This is a genomic window from Pseudomonas sp. TWP3-2 (genome assembly GCF_049897765.1).
In the GTDB taxonomy this organism is placed as follows: domain Bacteria; phylum Pseudomonadota; class Gammaproteobacteria; order Pseudomonadales; family Pseudomonadaceae; genus Aquipseudomonas.
On sequence record NZ_JAFCWW010000003.1, the window covers coordinates 278117 to 295529 of the forward strand.

Consider the following 17413-nt stretch of genomic DNA (forward strand, 5'->3'; position numbering starts at 1 on the left):
GGTTTTTCCGTTGGGGAGGGTCAATCGTTTCTGCGCCAGAAGGGCGCGCACTCAGAAACTGACCCGGTGCGGATGTGGGAGTTTTAGAACGATAAGTTATAAGCCGCAGTGGCTGACGGGCGGAAGGGCCATCCGCCGCGCTGGATTTATTTGCCTCGAATAAGCTGGCGCAAGGCGAAACGGTTGGGATGACAGGCCTCGGCGACGGCGCGCGGCAGTGGCAGCGGCTCGTTGTCCAGCCACGCTGCGAGCAATTCGCCGGACAGCGGCGCGGTGATCAAACCGCGCGAACCGTGGCCGCTGTTGACGTACAAACCGCCGAGCCACGGGCAGGCGATGTCTGGCACTTGGCGGGCGTCTTTGCCCAGCGCGGCGTACGCTTCGGCGAAGGCTTCACGATCGGCGAGCGGGCCGACGATCGGCAGATAATCCGGACTGGTGCAACGAAATGCGGCGCGGCCCTGAAGGCTGTCGGCGTCGAGTTCGCTGATGTGTAGACGGCTGACCAGGTCCGAGGAAATTTCTTCAAGCATTGCCAGATTGCCCTGGTGCTCGGCAGTGGTCGGGGTCAGGTCATCGCTGTTGAAATCGAAACTCGCGCCAAGCGTGTGTTCACCCAGACGCGCCGGGGCGACGTAGCCTTCGGCGCACACCACGGTAGTCAGAGCCTGACTCTGGTCGGTCTGCGCGAGACGGGTGATTTGTCCGCGAATGCGCTTGAGTGGCAAGTCAGCGCTTTGCGCAAAGCGCTTGATCTCGGCAGCGCCAGCCAAAATCACCACGGGTGCTTCGGCTATCAACCGTTCGCCATCGAACGCCTGCCACTGATCGCCGACTTTGCGCAGTTCCACGGCTTCTTGATGGCTGAGCAATTCAATCCCCGGTCGCGCGGCTTGTGCCTGACACAACGCCGGCGGATGCACCCAGCCACCTTCCGGGTAGAACAGACCACCGTGGGCCAGCGCGACACCGGCGCGGGCTTGCGCCGCAGGTTGGTCGAGCCAGTGCACCAGATCCGCGGGGAACGCCGCCGCGATTTGCGCATGACGCTCGGCTTCCTTGGCATTGAACGCCAGTTGCAGCACCCCGCAATCGTCCCAGTCGGTGCCGCGTTGCAGACTTTCGAGCAGGCGGCGGGTGTAACCGAAACCGCTGACAATCATTTGCGAAAGCGCCGTGCCATGCGCGGACAATTTCAGATAGAGCACGCCTTGCGGATTGCCCGAGGCCTCCTGCGCCACCGCATCGTGACGCTCCAGCAGGCTGACCTGCCAACCGCGTGCGGCGAGACTGGCAGCGCTGGCGCAACCCGCCAGACCAGCGCCGATCACCAGCGCGCGGCGTTCACCGCTTAGAGGCGCAGGGCGGGCGAACCATGGTTTGGCCGCGAGCGGTGGCGCTGCATCTTCTGGCCAGCCAAGAAACGCGCCACGCAGGATTTCCCATTTATGGCCAATGCCCGGTGTGCGCTTCATCTTGAAACCGGCAGCGTTGAGCAAGCGCCGCACCCAACCGGTGCTGGTGAAGGTGCTGATGGTCGAGCCAGGCGCTGCCAGTCGCGCCAGTTCGGCGAACAGTTCAGCCGTCCACATGTCGGGGTTTTTCGCCGGGGCGAAACCGTCGAGAAACCATGCGTCGATCTGCGCGTCGAGTTGCGGCAGTTGCTCCAGCGCATCGCCGATCAGTAGCGTTAAAGTCACGCGCCCGCCCGCCAGTACCAGCCGCTGAAAGCCTTGATGGATCGCCACATACTGCGTCAGCAACTGATCGGCCATCGGCTTGAGTTCTGGCCACAGTGCCAATGCGCGTTGCAGATCCGCAGGACTCAGTGGGTACTTTTCCACGCTGACAAAATGCAGCCGCGCACCGGCTACCGCGTGCTGTTCGAACAGTTGCCACGCGCAGAGAAAATTCAGCCCGGTGCCAAACCCGGTTTCGCCAATCACCAGCCGCCCGTTCGGCCCCAGTTCAGCGAAGCGCTCGGCCAAGCGGTTCTGTTCGAGGAACACATAACGGGTTTCATCCAGCCCCGACAGGTCGGAAAAATACACATCATCGAACACCCGCGAACGCGGGAGTCCCTGGTCATCCCAGTCGAGTTGGGCGTGGGGCAATACAGGTTTCATGGCAGGCTCGGCAACGGCAAGGGCGCCATTCTAGCCGATCAGGCGGGCGGCGCTTGATCCATGGCAAGCGGCGGGTTCACCAGTTCAAGCACAATCACCGATTTGATGCCACGGCAGATACCCCTGTGGTGAGGGGATTTATCCCCGTTGGGTTGCGAAGCAGCCCCGAAACCATTCAACACTGTTTCCTCAGATAAACCTCGTTTGACGGATTACGACTGCTGCGCAGCCGAACGGGGATAAATCCCCTCGCCACAGGTTTTATATTCACAAAGCCCCTCCGGGTAATTTCCGCCCTGCATCGGTGCCCAATCCGCTAGTCTTGCTGCATTCTGAAAAGGAGTCGCCCATGTTCGAATCCGCTGAAATCGGTCACGCCATCGACAAAGAAACTTACGAGGCCGCAGTCCCTGCGCTGCGTGAAGCGCTGCTCGAAGCGCAGTTCGAGTTGCAGCAGCAAAAGCGTTTTCCGGTGATCATTTTGATCAACGGCATCGAAGGCGCCGGCAAGGGCGAGACGGTCAAACTGCTCAACGAGTGGATGGACCCGCGTCTGATCGAAGTGCGCACCTTCGACCAGCAGACCGATGAAGAACTGGCGCGACCACCGGCCTGGCGCTACTGGCGGATGCTCCCGGCCAAGGGGCGCATGGGGATTTTCTTCGGCAACTGGTACAGCCAGATGCTGCAGGCGCGAGTGCACGGGATGTTCAAGGACCCGAGACTCGATCAGGCCATCGCGGGTGCCGAGCGCCTGGAAAAGATGCTCTGCGACGAAGGCGCGCTGATCTTCAAATTCTGGTTCCACCTGTCCAAGAAGCAGATGAAGGCACGCCTCAAGGCACTCGCCGACGACCCGCTGCACAGCTGGCGCATCAGCCCGCTGGACTGGCAGCAATCGGCAACTTACGACAAGTTCGTCAAATTCGGCGAGCGCGTGTTGCGCCGCACCAGTCGTGATTACGCGCCGTGGCATGTGATTGAAGGCATGGACGCGCATTACCGCAGCCTCGCAGTCGGGAAGATTTTGCTCGAAGGGCTGCAAGCGGCGCTGAAGCGTCCGGATGTCCGTCCAAAAGATGTCAGCGCGCAGCCGCTGGGTATCGCTGTCGATCAGTTGAACCTGCTCGACAGCCTCAAACTGACCCAGCATCTGGACAAGAAAGACTACGAAGAACAACTGATCACCGAGCAGGCGCGGCTGTCGGGTCTGATGCGCGACAAACGCATGCGTCGCCACGCTTTGATTGCGGTGTTCGAGGGCAATGATGCGGCGGGCAAGGGCGGGGCGATTCGCCGGGTGGCGGCGGCGCTCGATCCGCGTCAGTACAACATCGTGCCGATTGCCGCGCCGACTGAAGAAGAACGTGCGCAGCCCTATCTGTGGCGTTTCTGGCGACACATTCCGGCACGCGGCAAGTTCACCGTGTTCGACCGCTCGTGGTACGGCCGGGTGCTGGTCGAGCGCGTCGAAGGCTTTTGCAGCACCGCCGACTGGATGCGTGCCTACGGTGAAATCAACGACTTCGAAGAGCAGATCGCCGATGCCGGGGTGATCGTGGTCAAGTTCTGGCTGGCGATCGACAAGGACACGCAAATGGAGCGTTTCCAGGAGCGCGAGGAAATCCCGTTCAAGCGCTTCAAGATCACCGAAGACGACTGGCGCAACCGCGACAAGTGGGACGCGTATCGCTCGGCAGTCGGCGACATGGTCGACCGCACCAGCACCGAAATTTCGCCGTGGACGCTGGTCGAGGCCAATGACAAGCGCTGGGCGCGGGTCAAAGTCTTGCGCACCATCAACCAGGCGCTGGAAGAGGCATTCGAGAAATCCGACAAGAAGGCCAAAAAACACAAAGACTGAAAACGATGAACACGCATACGCGAGGTGAATGATTGTCGCGGTCGGGAATCGGGTGGACTTATGCTCGGTCCACTCTCAACCGACAACAACAATGAGGTATGCCATGCGTGAAGTGGTGATCGTAGACAGCGTACGGACCGGCCTGGCCAAATCCTTTCGCGGCAAGTTCAACCAGACCCGCCCCGATGACATGGCCGCGCATTGCGTCAACGCGCTGCTCTCGCGCAATGACATCGACCCGGCCAGCGTCGAGGATTGCATCGTCGGCGCCGGTTCCAACGAGGGCGCGCAGGGCTACAACATCGGCCGCAATGTGGCGGTGCTCTCGCAATTGGGCACTGGCACGGCGGGCATGACCCTCAACCGTTTCTGTTCGTCGGGCTTGCAGGCGATTGCGATTGCCGCCAACCAGATTGCCTCGGGCTGCAGCGAGATCATTGTCGCGGGTGGCGTCGAGTCGATCAGCCTGACCATGAAGAGCGTAAACACCGATCACCTGATCAACCCGCTGCTCAAGCAGCAGGCGCCGGGCATCTATTACACCATGGGCCAGACTGCCGAAATCGTCGCACGTCGCTATGACGTCAGCCGTGAGGCGCAGGATCGTTATGCGCTGCAAAGTCAGATTCGCACCGCACAGGCGCAGGCGGCGGGTTTGTTCAACGATGAAATCGTGCCGATGGCGGTGAAATACCGGGTCGAGGACAAGAACACTGGCGTCGTGCAGATTCTCGACGGCATCGTTGATCGCGACGACTGCAACCGGCCTGACACTACTTACGAAAGCCTTGCCGGACTGAAACCGGTATTCGCCGAGGACGGTTCGGTGACCGCTGGTAATTCATCGCAACTGTCCGACGGTGCGTCGATGACGTTGGTGATGAGCCTGGAAAAAGCCCTGCAATTGGGACTCAAGCCGAAAGCGTTTTTCCGTGGTTTCACCGTGGCCGGTTGCGCGCCGGATGAAATGGGCATCGGTCCGGTGTTCTCGGTGCCGAAACTGCTCAAGGCCAAAGGTTTGCAAGTGGCGGATATCGACTTGTGGGAACTGAACGAAGCGTTCGCTTCGCAGTGCCTGTACAGCCGTGATCGGCTGGAGATCGACAACGAGAAGTACAACGTCAATGGCGGCTCGATTTCAATTGGTCACCCATTCGGCATGACCGGATCGCGGCAGGTCGGACATCTGGTGCGCGAGTTGCAGCGGCGCAATTTGCGTTATGGGATTGTGACCATGTGCGTGGGGGGCGGGATGGGGGCGACGGGGTTGTTTGAGGCGGTTCGTTAAGCTCTGAGATATTTTTTGTCAGTTGGATAGTCATCGCTGGCAAGCCAGCTCCCACAGGTTTTCGGGGTAGACACCGATATTGTGTACACCAGCGAACACTGTGGGAGCTGGCTTGCCAGCAATTGGATCACCACAACTTACCTGTTGGAATCCAGCAGTTGCATCCGCGCGACATAGGCGCGGATCTCTTGCTCGGCTTTTTCGGGACTGTCAAACGGCCCCTCAAGCGTATTCTCCCGCGTACTGAAAAACAGTTCACCATTCACCCGGCACAGGCGATCGCTGCGAAAACGCGTGGCTGGGGCAGGATCCTGGGCGCGCATGCCGAACATGATGGGTCTCCTTGGTCTGGTTGCAATGAATCCATCGAGCTTATGCCTGAACCACTTACCACGCCCGGTCAGCCGATCAACGGCGATCCGTCAAATTTGCGCTGCGACCTGCACAGTTGCGTTTGCGGCTGGAGCGCAACTGTCTCTGTGTCGCCTGTGCCGCTGCGCCTAGAATGGCCGCTCTGATGGTATTCATTTGGAGTTCTCATGCACGTTTCATCGGGTCGCTGGGTCTACGGAATGTTCCTTGCCTTGCTGACCGCGGTGCTGTGGGGAGTTCTGCCGATCAAACTCAAACAGGTGCTGCTGGTGATGGACCCGGTCACCGTGACCTGGTTTCGTTTGTTGGTGTCAGGCGGCTGTCTGTTCATTTATCTGGCGGCTACCCGACGTTTGCCGAGTCGCAAGGTGCTCGGGCCGAAGGGCGGCTGGCTGGTGCTGATGGCGGTGCTCGGGCTGGTTGGCAACTACGTGTTGTACCTGATGGGCCTCAACCTGCTCAGCCCCGGCACCGCGCAACTGGTGGTGCAGATGGGGCCGATCATGCTGCTGATCGCCAGTCTGTTCGTGTTCAAGGAGCGCTTCAGCATCGGCCAGGGCATCGGCCTGCTGGTGCTGTTGCTTGGCTTTGCGCTGTTCTTCAATCAGCGCCTGGCTGAGCTGCTGACCTCGTTGTCCGATTACACCGCAGGCGTGCTGCTGGTGCTGCTGGCTTCGACGGTGTGGACGTTTTATGCGTTGGGCCAGAAGCAGTTGCTGACGGTGTGGAATTCGCTGCAAGTGATGATGGTGATCTACCTGTTTTGCGCGCTGTTACTGACGCCGTGGGTGCATCCGCTCGAGGCCTTGGAACTGAGCCCATTGCAAGGCTGGCTGCTGCTGGCGTGCTGCATGAATACCTTGATCGCATACGGCGCGTTTGCCGAAGCGCTGGCGCATTGGGAGGCATCAAGAGTCAGCGCAACGCTGGCGATCACACCATTGGTGACGTTCGGTGCGGTGGCGATTGCGGCGCGGGTATGGCCGGAATATGTGCATGCCGAGCAGATCAATGCGCTGGGCTACGGCGGGGCTGTGTTGGTGGTGGTTGGCTCGGCGCTGGTGGCGTTGGGGCCTTCGTTGATTGCCGGATTACGCGCGCGGCGGTTACGGATGGCTGCCGGTTAACCGCGTCATCGTTCATCGCGGGCAAGCCACGCTCCCACAGGGTTATGCAATTTCCTGTGGGAGCGTGGCTTGCCCGCGATGGCGGACTATAAATCACTACAAATTTCAGCCCTTGGCACCAGCCTCGATCATGTTCTCCGGCCGCACCCACGTATCAAACTCGGCATCGGTCAGATAACCCAATTGCAACGCCGCTTCACGCAAGGTCAGCCCCTCGCTGTAAGCCTTTTTGGCAATCTCCGCCGATTTGTCATAACCGATATGCGGATTGAGTGCCGTCACCAGCATCAAGCCACGTTCCAGATGCTTGGCCATGACTTCGGCATCCGGTTCCAGCCCGGCAATGCAGTGCTGCTGGAAGTTGCTGCAGCCATCGGCCAGCAGGCGAATCGATTGCAGCAGGTTATGGATGATCACCGGTTTGAACACATTCAATTGCAGGTGACCCTGACTCGCGGCGAAACCGATTGCCACGTCATTGCCCATGACCTGGCAGGCGAGCATCGACAGCGCTTCACACTGCGTCGGGTTGACCTTGCCGGGCATGATCGAGCTGCCCGGTTCGTTGGCCGGCAGCCGCACTTCGGCAAAACCCGCGCGGGGACCTGAGCCGAGCAGACGCAGGTCGTTGGCGATTTTCATCAGCGCCACGGCGAGGGTTTTCAGCGCGCCGGAGAGGGTGGTCAGCGGCTCGTGACCGGCCAGCGCGGCAAACTTGTTCGGCGCCGTGACGAACGGCAAACCGGACAACGCCGCCAGTTCTGCGGCAATCGCTTCACCAAAACCATGCGGCGAATTCAGCCCGGTGCCGACCGCGGTGCCGCCCTGCGCCAGCTCACACACTGCCGGCAATGCCGCACGAATCGCGCGTTCGGCGTAATCCAGTTGGGCGATGTACGCCGAAATTTCCTGGCCGAAGGTGATCGGCGTCGCGTCCATCATGTGCGTGCGCCCGGTTTTCACCAGTTTCATATGGCGCGCCGCCAGTTCAGCCAGACCGCCGGACAGCTCGGCGATGGCCGGCAACAGTTGCGCCTGCACCGCTTGCACGGTGGCGATGCTCATGGCGGTCGGGAAACAATCGTTGGAACTTTGCGAGCGGTTGACGTGATCGTTCGGGTGCACCGGCGACTTGCCGCCGCGCGGTTTGCCGGCCAGTTCGTTGGCGCGTCCGGCAATCACCTCGTTGACGTTCATATTGCTTTGCGTGCCGCTGCCGGTCTGCCACACCACCAGCGGAAAGTGCTCGTCGTGCTGGCCGTCGAGGATTTCGTCGGCAGCCTGTTCGATCAGCCGGGCGATATCCGCCGGCAGGTCACCGTTGCGGTCGTTGACCCGGGCTGCGGCTTTCTTGATCAGGGCCAGCGCGTGCAGCACCGGCAGCGGCATTTTTTCCTGGCCGATGGCGAAATTGATCAGCGAGCGTTGCGTCTGAGCGCCCCAGTAGGCGTCGTCCGGGACATCGATCTGGCCCAGGCTGTCGGTTTCGATACGGCTCATCGTGCACACTCCTGTTGGTCTGTTTGCGCTGTTTAGGCCGGACTCGACCCAAGTGGTTCCATCGATCCGATTGTTGACCGCCAACGCCGGGCAATCAAGCGCGGCAAGGCTCGGGGGGTTGAGCCGCAGCGTTATTCAGGCGCAGAATGGTCGCCCTTGGGGTATTACCTCGCCTGCTAGAAAAGGAAACTCGATGACTCGTCTTCGTGCCATCTGTACCGCGGTAGCTCTGGTTTGCGCCAGCGGCCCGGTTTTTGCCGATACCGCCAGCCATAACGCCAGTGCCGAAGCTTTCCTGACCCTGGCACACGCTGACAAACTGGGCACTCCGGTGTACATGCAAGTTCAGCAAATGTTCGCTCAGCGCTTCGAGCAGACCAAAGCCCCGGAATCCAAGAAAGCCCTTCTGGAAACCTATCAGGCCAAGGCCAACGCCGCGCTGGATCAGGCCATTGGCTGGAACAAGCTCAAGCCGGACATGGTCAAGCTCTACACCACCAACTTCAGCGAATCCGAGCTGAAAGACCTGGTCGCGTTCTACAAGTCGCCACTGGGCAAGAAAGTCCTGGAAAAAATGCCGCAGCTGACTCAGCAATCGGCCCAGATGACTCAGGCCAAGCTGGAAAGCGCGGTGCCTGTGGTCAACAAACTGCTGGCTGACATGACCGCCGAGCTGGAGCCTAAAGGCGCCGCTCCGGCCAAGAAAAAGCCATAAGCGGAGTTCGTGATGAGCATGCAACAACGCATCGAATCGACGCTGGGCCTGCTACAGCCCGAGCATCTGCAAGTGCTGGATGAGAGCCACATGCACAGTCGCGGGTTACAGACCCACTACAAGGCTGTGGTAGTCAGCGCGCAGTTCGAGGGCCTGAGCCGGGTCAAGCGCCACCAGAAAGTCTACGGCACGCTCGGCGAGCTGATGGGCGAGTTTCATGCGTTGGCGCTGCACACCTACACCCCGCAGGAATGGGTAGACGTTGGCGCCGCTCCGGCATCGCCAACGTGTGCCGGCGGCAGCAAGCACTAAAGACGTATGGAGGGCTTCTGTGGCGAGGGAGCTTGCTCCCGCTGGAGTGCGCAGCACTCCCAAAACCTGCAACGATGTTGTGACTGAAGCAGCGCGATTGCTGATTTTACGACTGCTTCGCAGCCGAGCGGGAGCAAGCTCCCTCGCCACATAGAGAACTGTGCATCCTAAAATCTTCGTGTTTTTGCTAGAATCCGCAACGCGCCGCTCACCCGGCGCGTTTTTTTTCGCATCCGGTTCACCCTTTACGAGGGTAGCCACCTGGAGAATTACCATGACACAACCGATTGTCGTGGCGGCACTGTATAAGTTCGTCACCCTCGAAGATTACGTCAACCTGCGCGAGCCACTGCTGCAAGCGATGGTCGACAACGGCATCAAAGGCACGCTGCTGATCGCCGAAGAAGGCATCAACGGCACCGTTTCCGGCAGCCGCGAAGGCATTGATGGCCTGCTCACCTGGCTGCGCAGCGATCCGCGTATGGTCGACATCGATCACAAGGAATCGTACTGCGACGACCAGCCGTTCTACCGCACCAAGGTCAAACTCAAGAAAGAGATCGTGACCCTCGGTGTCGAAGGCGTTGACCCGAACAAAAAGGTTGGCACCTACGTTGATCCGCAAGACTGGAACGCGTTGATCAGCGACCCGGAAGTGCTGTTGATCGACACGCGCAACGACTACGAAGTGTCGATCGGCACCTTCGAAGGCGCCATCGATCCGAAAACCACCAGTTTTCGCGAATTCCCTGATTACATCAAAGCTCACTTCAACCCGGCCGTGCACAAGAAGGTCGCGATGTTCTGCACCGGTGGCATCCGCTGCGAGAAGGCCTCGAGCTACATGCTCGGCGAGGGCTACGAAGAGGTCTACCACCTCAAGGGCGGCATCCTGAAGTACCTCGAAGAAGTGCCGCAGGAAGAAACCAAGTGGCAGGGCGACTGCTTCGTGTTCGACAACCGCGTGACCGTGCGCCACGACCTCAGCGAAGGCGACTACGATCAATGTCATGCCTGCCGCACGCCGGTCAGCGTTGAAGATCGCGCCTCCGAGCACTACGTGGCCGGCATTAGTTGCCCACATTGCTGGGACACGCTGAGCGAGAAGACTCGCCGCAGTGCGATCGACCGCCAGAAGCAGATCGAACTGGCCAAGGCCCGCAACATGCCGCACCCGATCGGCTACAACTATAAGCAAGCATCCACCGAGGCCTGAACCATGTCTGCGCGCCTGCTCTATGTGATGGATCCGATGTGTTCCTGGTGCTGGGGGTTCGCTCCGGTGGCCAAGGCACTGGTCGAGCAGGCGCAGGCAGCCGGGGTCGAGCTGCACCTGGTGGTCGGCGGCTTGCGCACCGGCAGTGGTTCGGCGCTGGAGCCGACCACCCGGCGCTATATCCTCGAGCACTGGCAAGCAGTCACCGACACCACCGGTCAGCCGTTCAATTTCGACGGTGCGTTGCCGGATGGTTTTGTCTACGACACCGAGCCTGCCTGTCGCGCCATCGTCACCGCGCGCAGCCTGGCGCCGGATTGCGCATGGATTCTGCTCGGCCTGATTCAGCAAGCGTTCTACGTGGAAGGCCGCGATGTCACCCGCGCCAGCGTGCTGGTGGAATTAGCGGAACAGGCCGGCGTACCGCGTATCGAGTTCGCAGCGGCGTTCGACCGTGCCGATCAACACGTTGCTACCGAAGCGGATTTCACTTGGGTGCAGGATCTGGGTATCGCCGGATTCCCGACGCTGCTCGCCGAGCGCAATGGCCAACTGGCGCTGTTGACCAACGGTTATCAGCCGCTCAGCGAACTGTCGCCGCTGCTCGGCCGATGGCTGGAGCGCGCCGCCTGTGTCTGACCCGGCCGATGACACGCCAGCCGTAAAGCGTGTCGACCGGCTGAGCTGGGCAGAAGTCCGGCGACTGGCACTGCATCACAAAAAATCCCTGTGGATCGCCAACGGCGTGGCCGTACTGGCGACGCTGTGCAGCGTGCCGATTCCGTTGCTGCTGCCGTTGCTGGTGGACGAAGTCCTGCTCGGCCACGGCGATTCCGCACTGAAAGTCATGAACCATCTGCTGCCATCGATGTGGCAGCAAGCGGCGGGCTATATCGGCCTGATGCTACTGGTCACACTGACCCTGCGCTGCGGCTCGCTATGCTTTGGCGTCCTGCAGTCGCGGCTATTTGCGCGGCTGGCCAAGGACATCGTCTACCGCATTCGCGTGCGTCTGATTGATCGTCTGAAACGCATTTCCCTCGCCGAGTACGAAAGCCTTGGCAGCGGCACGGTGACCACGCATCTGGTCACCGATCTCGACACGCTGGACAAGTTTGTCGGCGAAACCCTCAGCCGGTTTCTGGTGGCGATGCTGACGCTGGTCGGCACCGCGAGCATTCTGATGTGGATGCACTGGAAACTCGCGCTGCTGATTCTGCTGTTCAATCCACTGGTGATCTACGCCACGGTGCAGTTGGGCAAACGGGTCAAACATCTTAAGAAACTCGAGAACGACAGCACCGCGCGCTTCACCCAGGCGCTGAGCGAAACCCTCGATGCGATTCAGGAAGTGCGCGCCGGCAACCGTCAGGGATTCTTCCTCGGACGGCTTGGTTTGCGCGCGCAGGAAGTGCGCAACTACGCGGTCAATTCGCAGTGGAAGACTGATGCTTCCAACCGCGCCAGCGGTCTGTTGTTTCAGTTCGGCATCGATATCTTTCGCGCGGCGGCCATGCTGACCGTGCTGTTTTCCGACCTGTCGATCGGGCAGATGTTGGCGGTGTTCAGTTACCTGTGGTTCATGATCGGCCCGGTCGAACAACTGCTCAATCTGCAATATGCCTACTACGCGGCCGGCGGTGCGCTGACGCGGATCAACGAGCTGTTGGCGCGGGCCGACGAGCCGCAATATCCGGGCGGCGTCGATCCGTTCAAGGGCCGCGAAACCGTGGGCATTCAGGTGCAAGGACTGAGCTTCGGGTATGGCGATGAGCTGGTGCTGGATCAGCTCGATCTGTCGATTGCACCGGGCGAGAAAGTCGCGATTGTCGGGGCCAGCGGCGGTGGCAAAAGTACTCTGGTGCAATTGCTGCTCGGGCTGTACACGCCGTTGTCCGGGACCATCCGTTTTGGCGGTTCGACCCAGCAGGAAATCGGCCTCGACACCGTGCGCGAAAACGTCGCCGTGGTGCTGCAACATCCGGCGCTGTTCAACGACACAGTACGCGCGAACCTGACCATGGGCCGCACGCGCAGTGACGAAGCGTGCTGGCAGGCGCTGGAAATTGCCCAGCTCGAAGCGACCATTCGCGCGCTGCCGGAAGGGCTCGACAGCATCGTCGGCCGCTCCGGCGTGCGCCTTTCCGGCGGCCAGCGCCAACGCCTGGCGATTGCGCGGATGATCCTCGCCGAGCCGAAAGTGGTGATCCTCGACGAAGCCACCTCGGCCCTCGACGCCGCCACCGAATACAACCTGCATCAGGCCATGGCGCGCTTTCTCCATGGCCGCACCACGCTGATCATTGCCCATCGCCTGTCAGCGGTGAAGCAGGCTGATCGGGTACTGGTGTTTGATGGCGGGCAAGTGGCCGAGGATGGCGACCATCAGCAACTGATTGCCGATGGCGGGTTGTACGCCAAGCTTTATGGGCATTTGCAGCGGTTGTAAATCACGACCAAACGACGTTGAGAAAATCTTGTCCTCCATCATGACCAAAGGCTTTCATCACCACCGCGCATGATTGGCACGGTGCCATGGTGGTGGCGATGTTCACCGATTGGATCGATTGTTTATCGGGATACGCCCTTCCGATAGCGCTGATCAACTTGCTTTCGCTGTCCAGTGAGGTGGGCATTACGGGCAATTGCGCCGGCGTTCTCGGGATCGCCAGCAGATTATCCGAGCCGTCCACGCGCAACGCGGTGGTGGGTGGGCGTGGTCCCCAATCAGCATTGATGTAGAGCGTGCCGTCCTTCACGACTCGATCCGATCCGGGGTTGTTCTTGAATAGCGGCAGCTTCGCGGTGACCTTCTGCCCGCCGGAAACGCTGACGTAGACCTCGCGCGCACCGTCTGCTTTTATCACTTCGGCATAGGCGATATTTCTAGGGTTGGGCCTGCGCAGGTGACCCAGCGAATTATTAAGTCTCTGCATTGTGTTGTTGATTCGATAAACACTGCCCGCGGTCTGATTGATCGCCGGCCCATCGAACAGCGTGTCGAACACCTCGGCTGTTCTTTGTTTCAGAACGTCCGAGGCATCACGGCTGCGCGACCAGGTGGTCGAACCTGCCGGTAGTTGCGTCACGATCATGCGAGTCGAATTGTCGAACATCAATGCCTCGCCCGGACTTGTGTCGACTTTGAGCCATTTCATGTTGGCGGGCGGATTGGCAGTGGTGCCGATTGGGATGGCAATCCGCTCCATGGTGGTCATTGCTCGATTGATTGCCGGAACGCCGTAAATGGCCGCGACGTTATTGGCCGTGACGGAACCGTCATAGACGCGTTGCAGTTCTCCTCCGAGTTGGCTTTCGTGCAGTTCGGCAGCTGTCAGTTTTTTCATGAGCAGGGTGTTATGGGCGTTGAGTGTTTCGCCTGCGGGCAGAGTTGCGAGATAGCACGTATCAGAATTCGGACGGGCGAAAATATGCGTCGTGGTCTCGTCAAGGTTCGGCACTATGATCGCTCCGACCCGATGTAATTCATTACTCCCCTCGTACGCGCCTTGAATCTCGATGCGCACATAAATGCCTTTGCGAAATTGCATATTGGCCAGAAGTTGCTGTTTGGGGACCAGCAATCGGGTGGGAAAACCCGCGGTCACAAGGTCACCTGTCCACTGCTTCGCAGCACCGTTCAATACTTGGTAGAGCCTGCCATCTCGCACGTAAAACTCTCCCGGCAGTCCACTGCGCGCCCCCGGAGTGCATTGACGCTCGCCGAACCATGGTGCGTAATCCTTTGCTTCATCGAATGACCCGAGTGCGGGCGTATCGGCGTGGGGCGTGTGGGTGACGTATTGATTGATACAGACCGCTCCCCCCGGCATGCGTTTGATCCGGCACGGGATGCGCTTCATCCGCGTGGTGTCATCTATCAATTCGATCCGCCGTAGCGCATCACCGTCCAGCCGGTAGGGCACGTCGTTGATAAAGACCGTAGTGCGACCGTCGATCTCGAGCACCTCGCGCACCTTGGCATGCTCGGCCAGTTCTACCGTTACATGGTTGTCTGCAACCTCCAGGGATTTATAACTGGAGCGTCCGACCGACAGCCGGGAAATCTTGTCAGGCAATGCCGGGCCGTAGGGTTTATTGGAAAGCGGGTCGATCATTCGATACTCGGGTACATCGGGGTTACCCATCCGGCGTACCGGAATATCGTTGATGCCACGAGTCATGGCCAAATCGTCGGAGGCCGCGAGAGCTCTATAGGTACCCGGATCCGATATCTGAGGTAATCCCTTGATGAGGTCATACTGTCCCGAGCGGCCAAGGGCTTTGTAGGTTTGTCTCCCTGCAGCCCTCAAAGCAATCTTGTTGATCGTATATACGCCGCGCAAAGACATCTTCAATAGCGAAGGTACGCCGTCCAGCGGGTTCATATTCCTCAGGGATGCGGTCAAAAAATTCCGCGATATAGAGGCGAATTTCGGCAGGGCCGCTCTGAAGCCCGACCGAATGATCACCGCTGCCAGCTTCACTATTCCCGAGATAAACTTTCCAATCGGAAAAGCGAAGGACACGATGTCGACAATCAGCCCGAATATGCCCCATGCCCTGCGGGTGGAGTCGTCGGATTGCAGGTCTTCGATGCTGCCGAAAAACGGTAGGAAGCTTTTGACTGAATGCAGCCAGTGCGGGCGTGCAATTCTGCGATCCAGATCGGTTTCCGCCCTGGCAAATTCCAATAGTTTGTCTTCATGGTAATAGAAGAAGTTTTTGGCAATAAATGCCGCTAATTCAGTGGCGCGGCCGCAGGATATCGGTACTGGATAGCCAGTAGGAGCAATAGGTTCGAAGGTTTGCCCAAGTTGCTCGATTATCGCCTCGCATGTCGCGTTGCTCTTCGGCAGGCTACCGGATTCATACGCTGCCCAATCGAATGGCACCTTGATCCCGACTCGCATGTGCCGCTTGGTCACGGTTGGAAAACTTTTGAAGACTTGCGAGTCAACCCTGCCGCCAAGCATATCCAGTGAAATATCTGCACATTTGCGAATGAGCCCGGCGCGGGCATGGCATTCATAACTGCAAGTCTGACCCTTGTAAGTCAGGTGGAGGATGAACCCCATGCGCAGTTTGAGTGCGTCGGTAATAGTCGATGTGTCTTCACTTTTGTCTTTGCCGCTGCTCCCTCTCAGGGTGTAGATCCGGACCTCGCCATGTTCAATGGCTTCTCGATCAAGCTGAGGAATCGAGCAAAACAGACTGTGCAGCAATGTCTGGTAGGCGAGTTTGCTTGAGGACAGATAGGCGCTGTACTCCGAGGAGAACAATGCTTCCACATCGGGCAGTGCTGTCTGTTTCATCTCCTCCGTGATCCAGCCTGCCGTGGAAACAATTCGGCGGTTGGCGTCCAGACCGATTTTTGCCGTACTTGGAGTAACGCCGTCGCGCAGCGTGATGGACCATGTCTTGTGGCTTAGTTGTCCCGCCATGTAGACGTCCCGAAACGAATAGCTCTTGTCGTTGAACTGGCCTGGCGCAGAGCGGGTGGAGTCACCACCAGATTCCTCGAAATGCCGCTTCAATTTGTGTCCGCCAGAGCTGAACAGCTGATTCTGGAAGATGCGGGTGTATTCCCGATCCGCAATCAACGGTCGCTGCGGTACATCTACGTCGAGCTCGGCGATGGCTTTCTTCAACGCGTCGTTATGTTTGTCCAGTGCGGTCAGGGCGCGTGTCTGTTCTTCATCCGAGTAATCAGAGTCGATTCGTTCTTGTAGGATGCCATGGGCGACGGCCCATTCGAGAGTGGGCGGGATCCGGCACGCGGCAACCAGTTGTGTTTCCGCCTCGGCAGCATTGGCCAATGTTTCGATAGGAAATTCGAGCAGCTGCTGGAAACTCATTTGCGCAATACTTTCCGGCTCAAGAACTTGCGCAAGGCTCACGCCGTGGGCGAAGTTGACCCAGACGGCCGAGCCTCGGTAGGACAGTTCTGGCGCAACATCAGGGATCTGGAAGTCACCCGGAAACTGATGCTGGTATAAACGCGCCAGAAAGATCGCGTCCATCTCCGTGGTGGCTTGCCCGGACTCGAGTAGATGATCCTCGAATTTTTTCCAGATGGCCTGATAACTCTCCCCGTAGTTGGAGCGCTGGTGCCAGGCATATCCGGCTATATCTCTGGCGCTATGCGATTTCGATCGTGCCTCCCACAGGCGGATGGCGTGGCTCAATAGTTTGATGCGTATGTGCGGAGATGCAGCTTCATCGGCTTTTGCACCGTACCAATTCAGCTTTTCCAGCAACGCCTTGGCCAACTGAGCGGATTGAGGCGTGTTAAGGATTTTCTCCAGATAGGCCATCGGTGTTGCGCGCACATTTTGGGTGTTGATGTACAGCCGGCTGGTGGTGACGAGATATTCGAGCAGCGACGTTTCCCCCTCGGGCAAAAACTGCTGCACAGCTTCGTGTATTTTTCGTTGGGTCAAGTCGGCCAGCAATTGCGCGGTGGTCCATCCACGTTTTTCCGGCGTGCGCCGCGCGGCTCTGATGGCTGTGCGATCAGCATCCGTCAGCGCAGAGCTCAAGTCTTCGACGCTAACGCCATTGTTCAATTGCAAGATGTGACTGGCGCGTCTTTCTGCCAGTGCGTTGATAGCTGCGCGATGTTCGTTGGCATCCTCGGTGTTCCACGGTGACATCCCCAGGCGCCTGGCAAGTTCCAGTGGTGATGAGGGTGCGGGTCTGAAGGATGTCTTCGCCAACACAGCAGATGATTTTTTCGTGTCGCGCAGGAGCGACAGCAGGATGTCGTAGTCGTTGAGCAGACCCTGATAACGCGACGCGGGCGTCGACGGTGATGTTGTCAGTAGTTGAGATGAAGCTTCGTGCATAGCGGACTACCTGTAGAGGAGGAGTACTGGGGGAGCTTCTGTCCG

General features: G+C 59.3%; 12 protein-coding genes. 8 read left to right on the top strand and 4 right to left on the bottom strand.

The features are described from left to right. Positions 1-146: 146 nt before the first annotated feature. Complete coding sequence (gene mnmC / locus ACP7EE_RS06800) at positions 147-2126, bottom strand: bifunctional tRNA (5-methylaminomethyl-2-thiouridine)(34)-methyltransferase MnmD/FAD-dependent 5-carboxymethylaminomethyl-2-thiouridine(34) oxidoreductase MnmC (RefSeq protein ID WP_426233994.1); 1980 nt, start codon at positions 2124-2126, stop codon at positions 147-149. A 349-nt stretch (positions 2127-2475) separates the two neighbouring features. On the opposite strand from mnmC, the gene pap reads away from it, so the two are divergent. After that, positions 2476-3990, top strand: a complete 1515-nt coding sequence (pap, locus tag ACP7EE_RS06805) for a polyphosphate:AMP phosphotransferase (protein WP_426203064.1) — start codon at positions 2476-2478, stop codon at positions 3988-3990. Between the two features lie 103 nt (positions 3991-4093). Beyond that, complete coding sequence (locus tag ACP7EE_RS06810) at positions 4094-5278, top strand: thiolase family protein (RefSeq protein ID WP_426233995.1); 1185 nt, start codon at positions 4094-4096, stop codon at positions 5276-5278. Between the two features lie 137 nt (positions 5279-5415). Here ACP7EE_RS06810 and ACP7EE_RS06815 read toward each other — a convergent pair whose 3' ends face one another. Then, the gene (locus ACP7EE_RS06815) at positions 5416-5610 is read right to left on the bottom strand and encodes a DUF6316 family protein (protein WP_426203069.1); all 195 of its coding nucleotides are present in this window, start codon (positions 5608-5610) and stop codon (positions 5416-5418) included. A gap of 207 nt (positions 5611-5817) precedes the next feature. Between ACP7EE_RS06815 and ACP7EE_RS06820 the strand changes: the two genes are divergently transcribed. Beyond that, the gene (locus tag ACP7EE_RS06820) at positions 5818-6777 is read left to right on the top strand and encodes a DMT family transporter (protein WP_426233996.1); all 960 of its coding nucleotides are present in this window, start codon (positions 5818-5820) and stop codon (positions 6775-6777) included. A 105-nt stretch (positions 6778-6882) separates the two neighbouring features. On the opposite strand, the gene ACP7EE_RS06825 is transcribed toward ACP7EE_RS06820, so the two are convergent. Further along, entirely contained in the window at positions 6883-8277 is a 1395-nt protein-coding gene (locus ACP7EE_RS06825) for a class II fumarate hydratase (RefSeq protein ID WP_426233997.1), read from the bottom strand. 193 nt (positions 8278-8470) lie between these two features. On the opposite strand from ACP7EE_RS06825, the gene ACP7EE_RS06830 reads away from it, so the two are divergent. From ACP7EE_RS06830 to ACP7EE_RS06850, 5 genes are all read left to right on the top strand, one after another. After that, positions 8471-8992 carry a DUF2059 domain-containing protein gene (locus ACP7EE_RS06830; protein ID WP_064676461.1) on the top strand — a complete coding sequence of 174 codons (522 nt, stop codon included), beginning with the start codon at positions 8471-8473 and terminating at the stop codon, positions 8990-8992. 12 nt (positions 8993-9004) lie between these two features. Continuing rightward, complete coding sequence (locus ACP7EE_RS06835) at positions 9005-9304, top strand: BolA family protein (RefSeq protein WP_426233998.1); 300 nt, start codon at positions 9005-9007, stop codon at positions 9302-9304. 274 nt (positions 9305-9578) lie between these two features. Further along, entirely contained in the window at positions 9579-10520 is a 942-nt protein-coding gene (locus tag ACP7EE_RS06840) for a rhodanese-related sulfurtransferase (RefSeq protein WP_426233999.1), read from the top strand. A 36-nt stretch (positions 10521-10556) separates the two neighbouring features. Further along, entirely contained in the window at positions 10557-11159 is a 603-nt protein-coding gene (locus tag ACP7EE_RS06845) for a DsbA family protein (protein ID WP_426234093.1), read from the top strand. After that, entirely contained in the window at positions 11152-12969 is a 1818-nt protein-coding gene (locus ACP7EE_RS06850; RefSeq protein WP_426234000.1) for an ABC transporter ATP-binding protein, read from the top strand. The genes ACP7EE_RS06845 and ACP7EE_RS06850 overlap by 8 nt, the downstream gene beginning before the upstream one ends. Position 12970: 1 nt before the next feature. Here the strand turns inward: ACP7EE_RS06850 and ACP7EE_RS06855 are convergent, their stop codons facing one another. After that, positions 12971-17368, bottom strand: a complete 4398-nt coding sequence (locus ACP7EE_RS06855) for a hypothetical protein (RefSeq protein ID WP_426234001.1) — start codon at positions 17366-17368, stop codon at positions 12971-12973. Positions 17369-17413 lie beyond the last annotated feature (45 nt).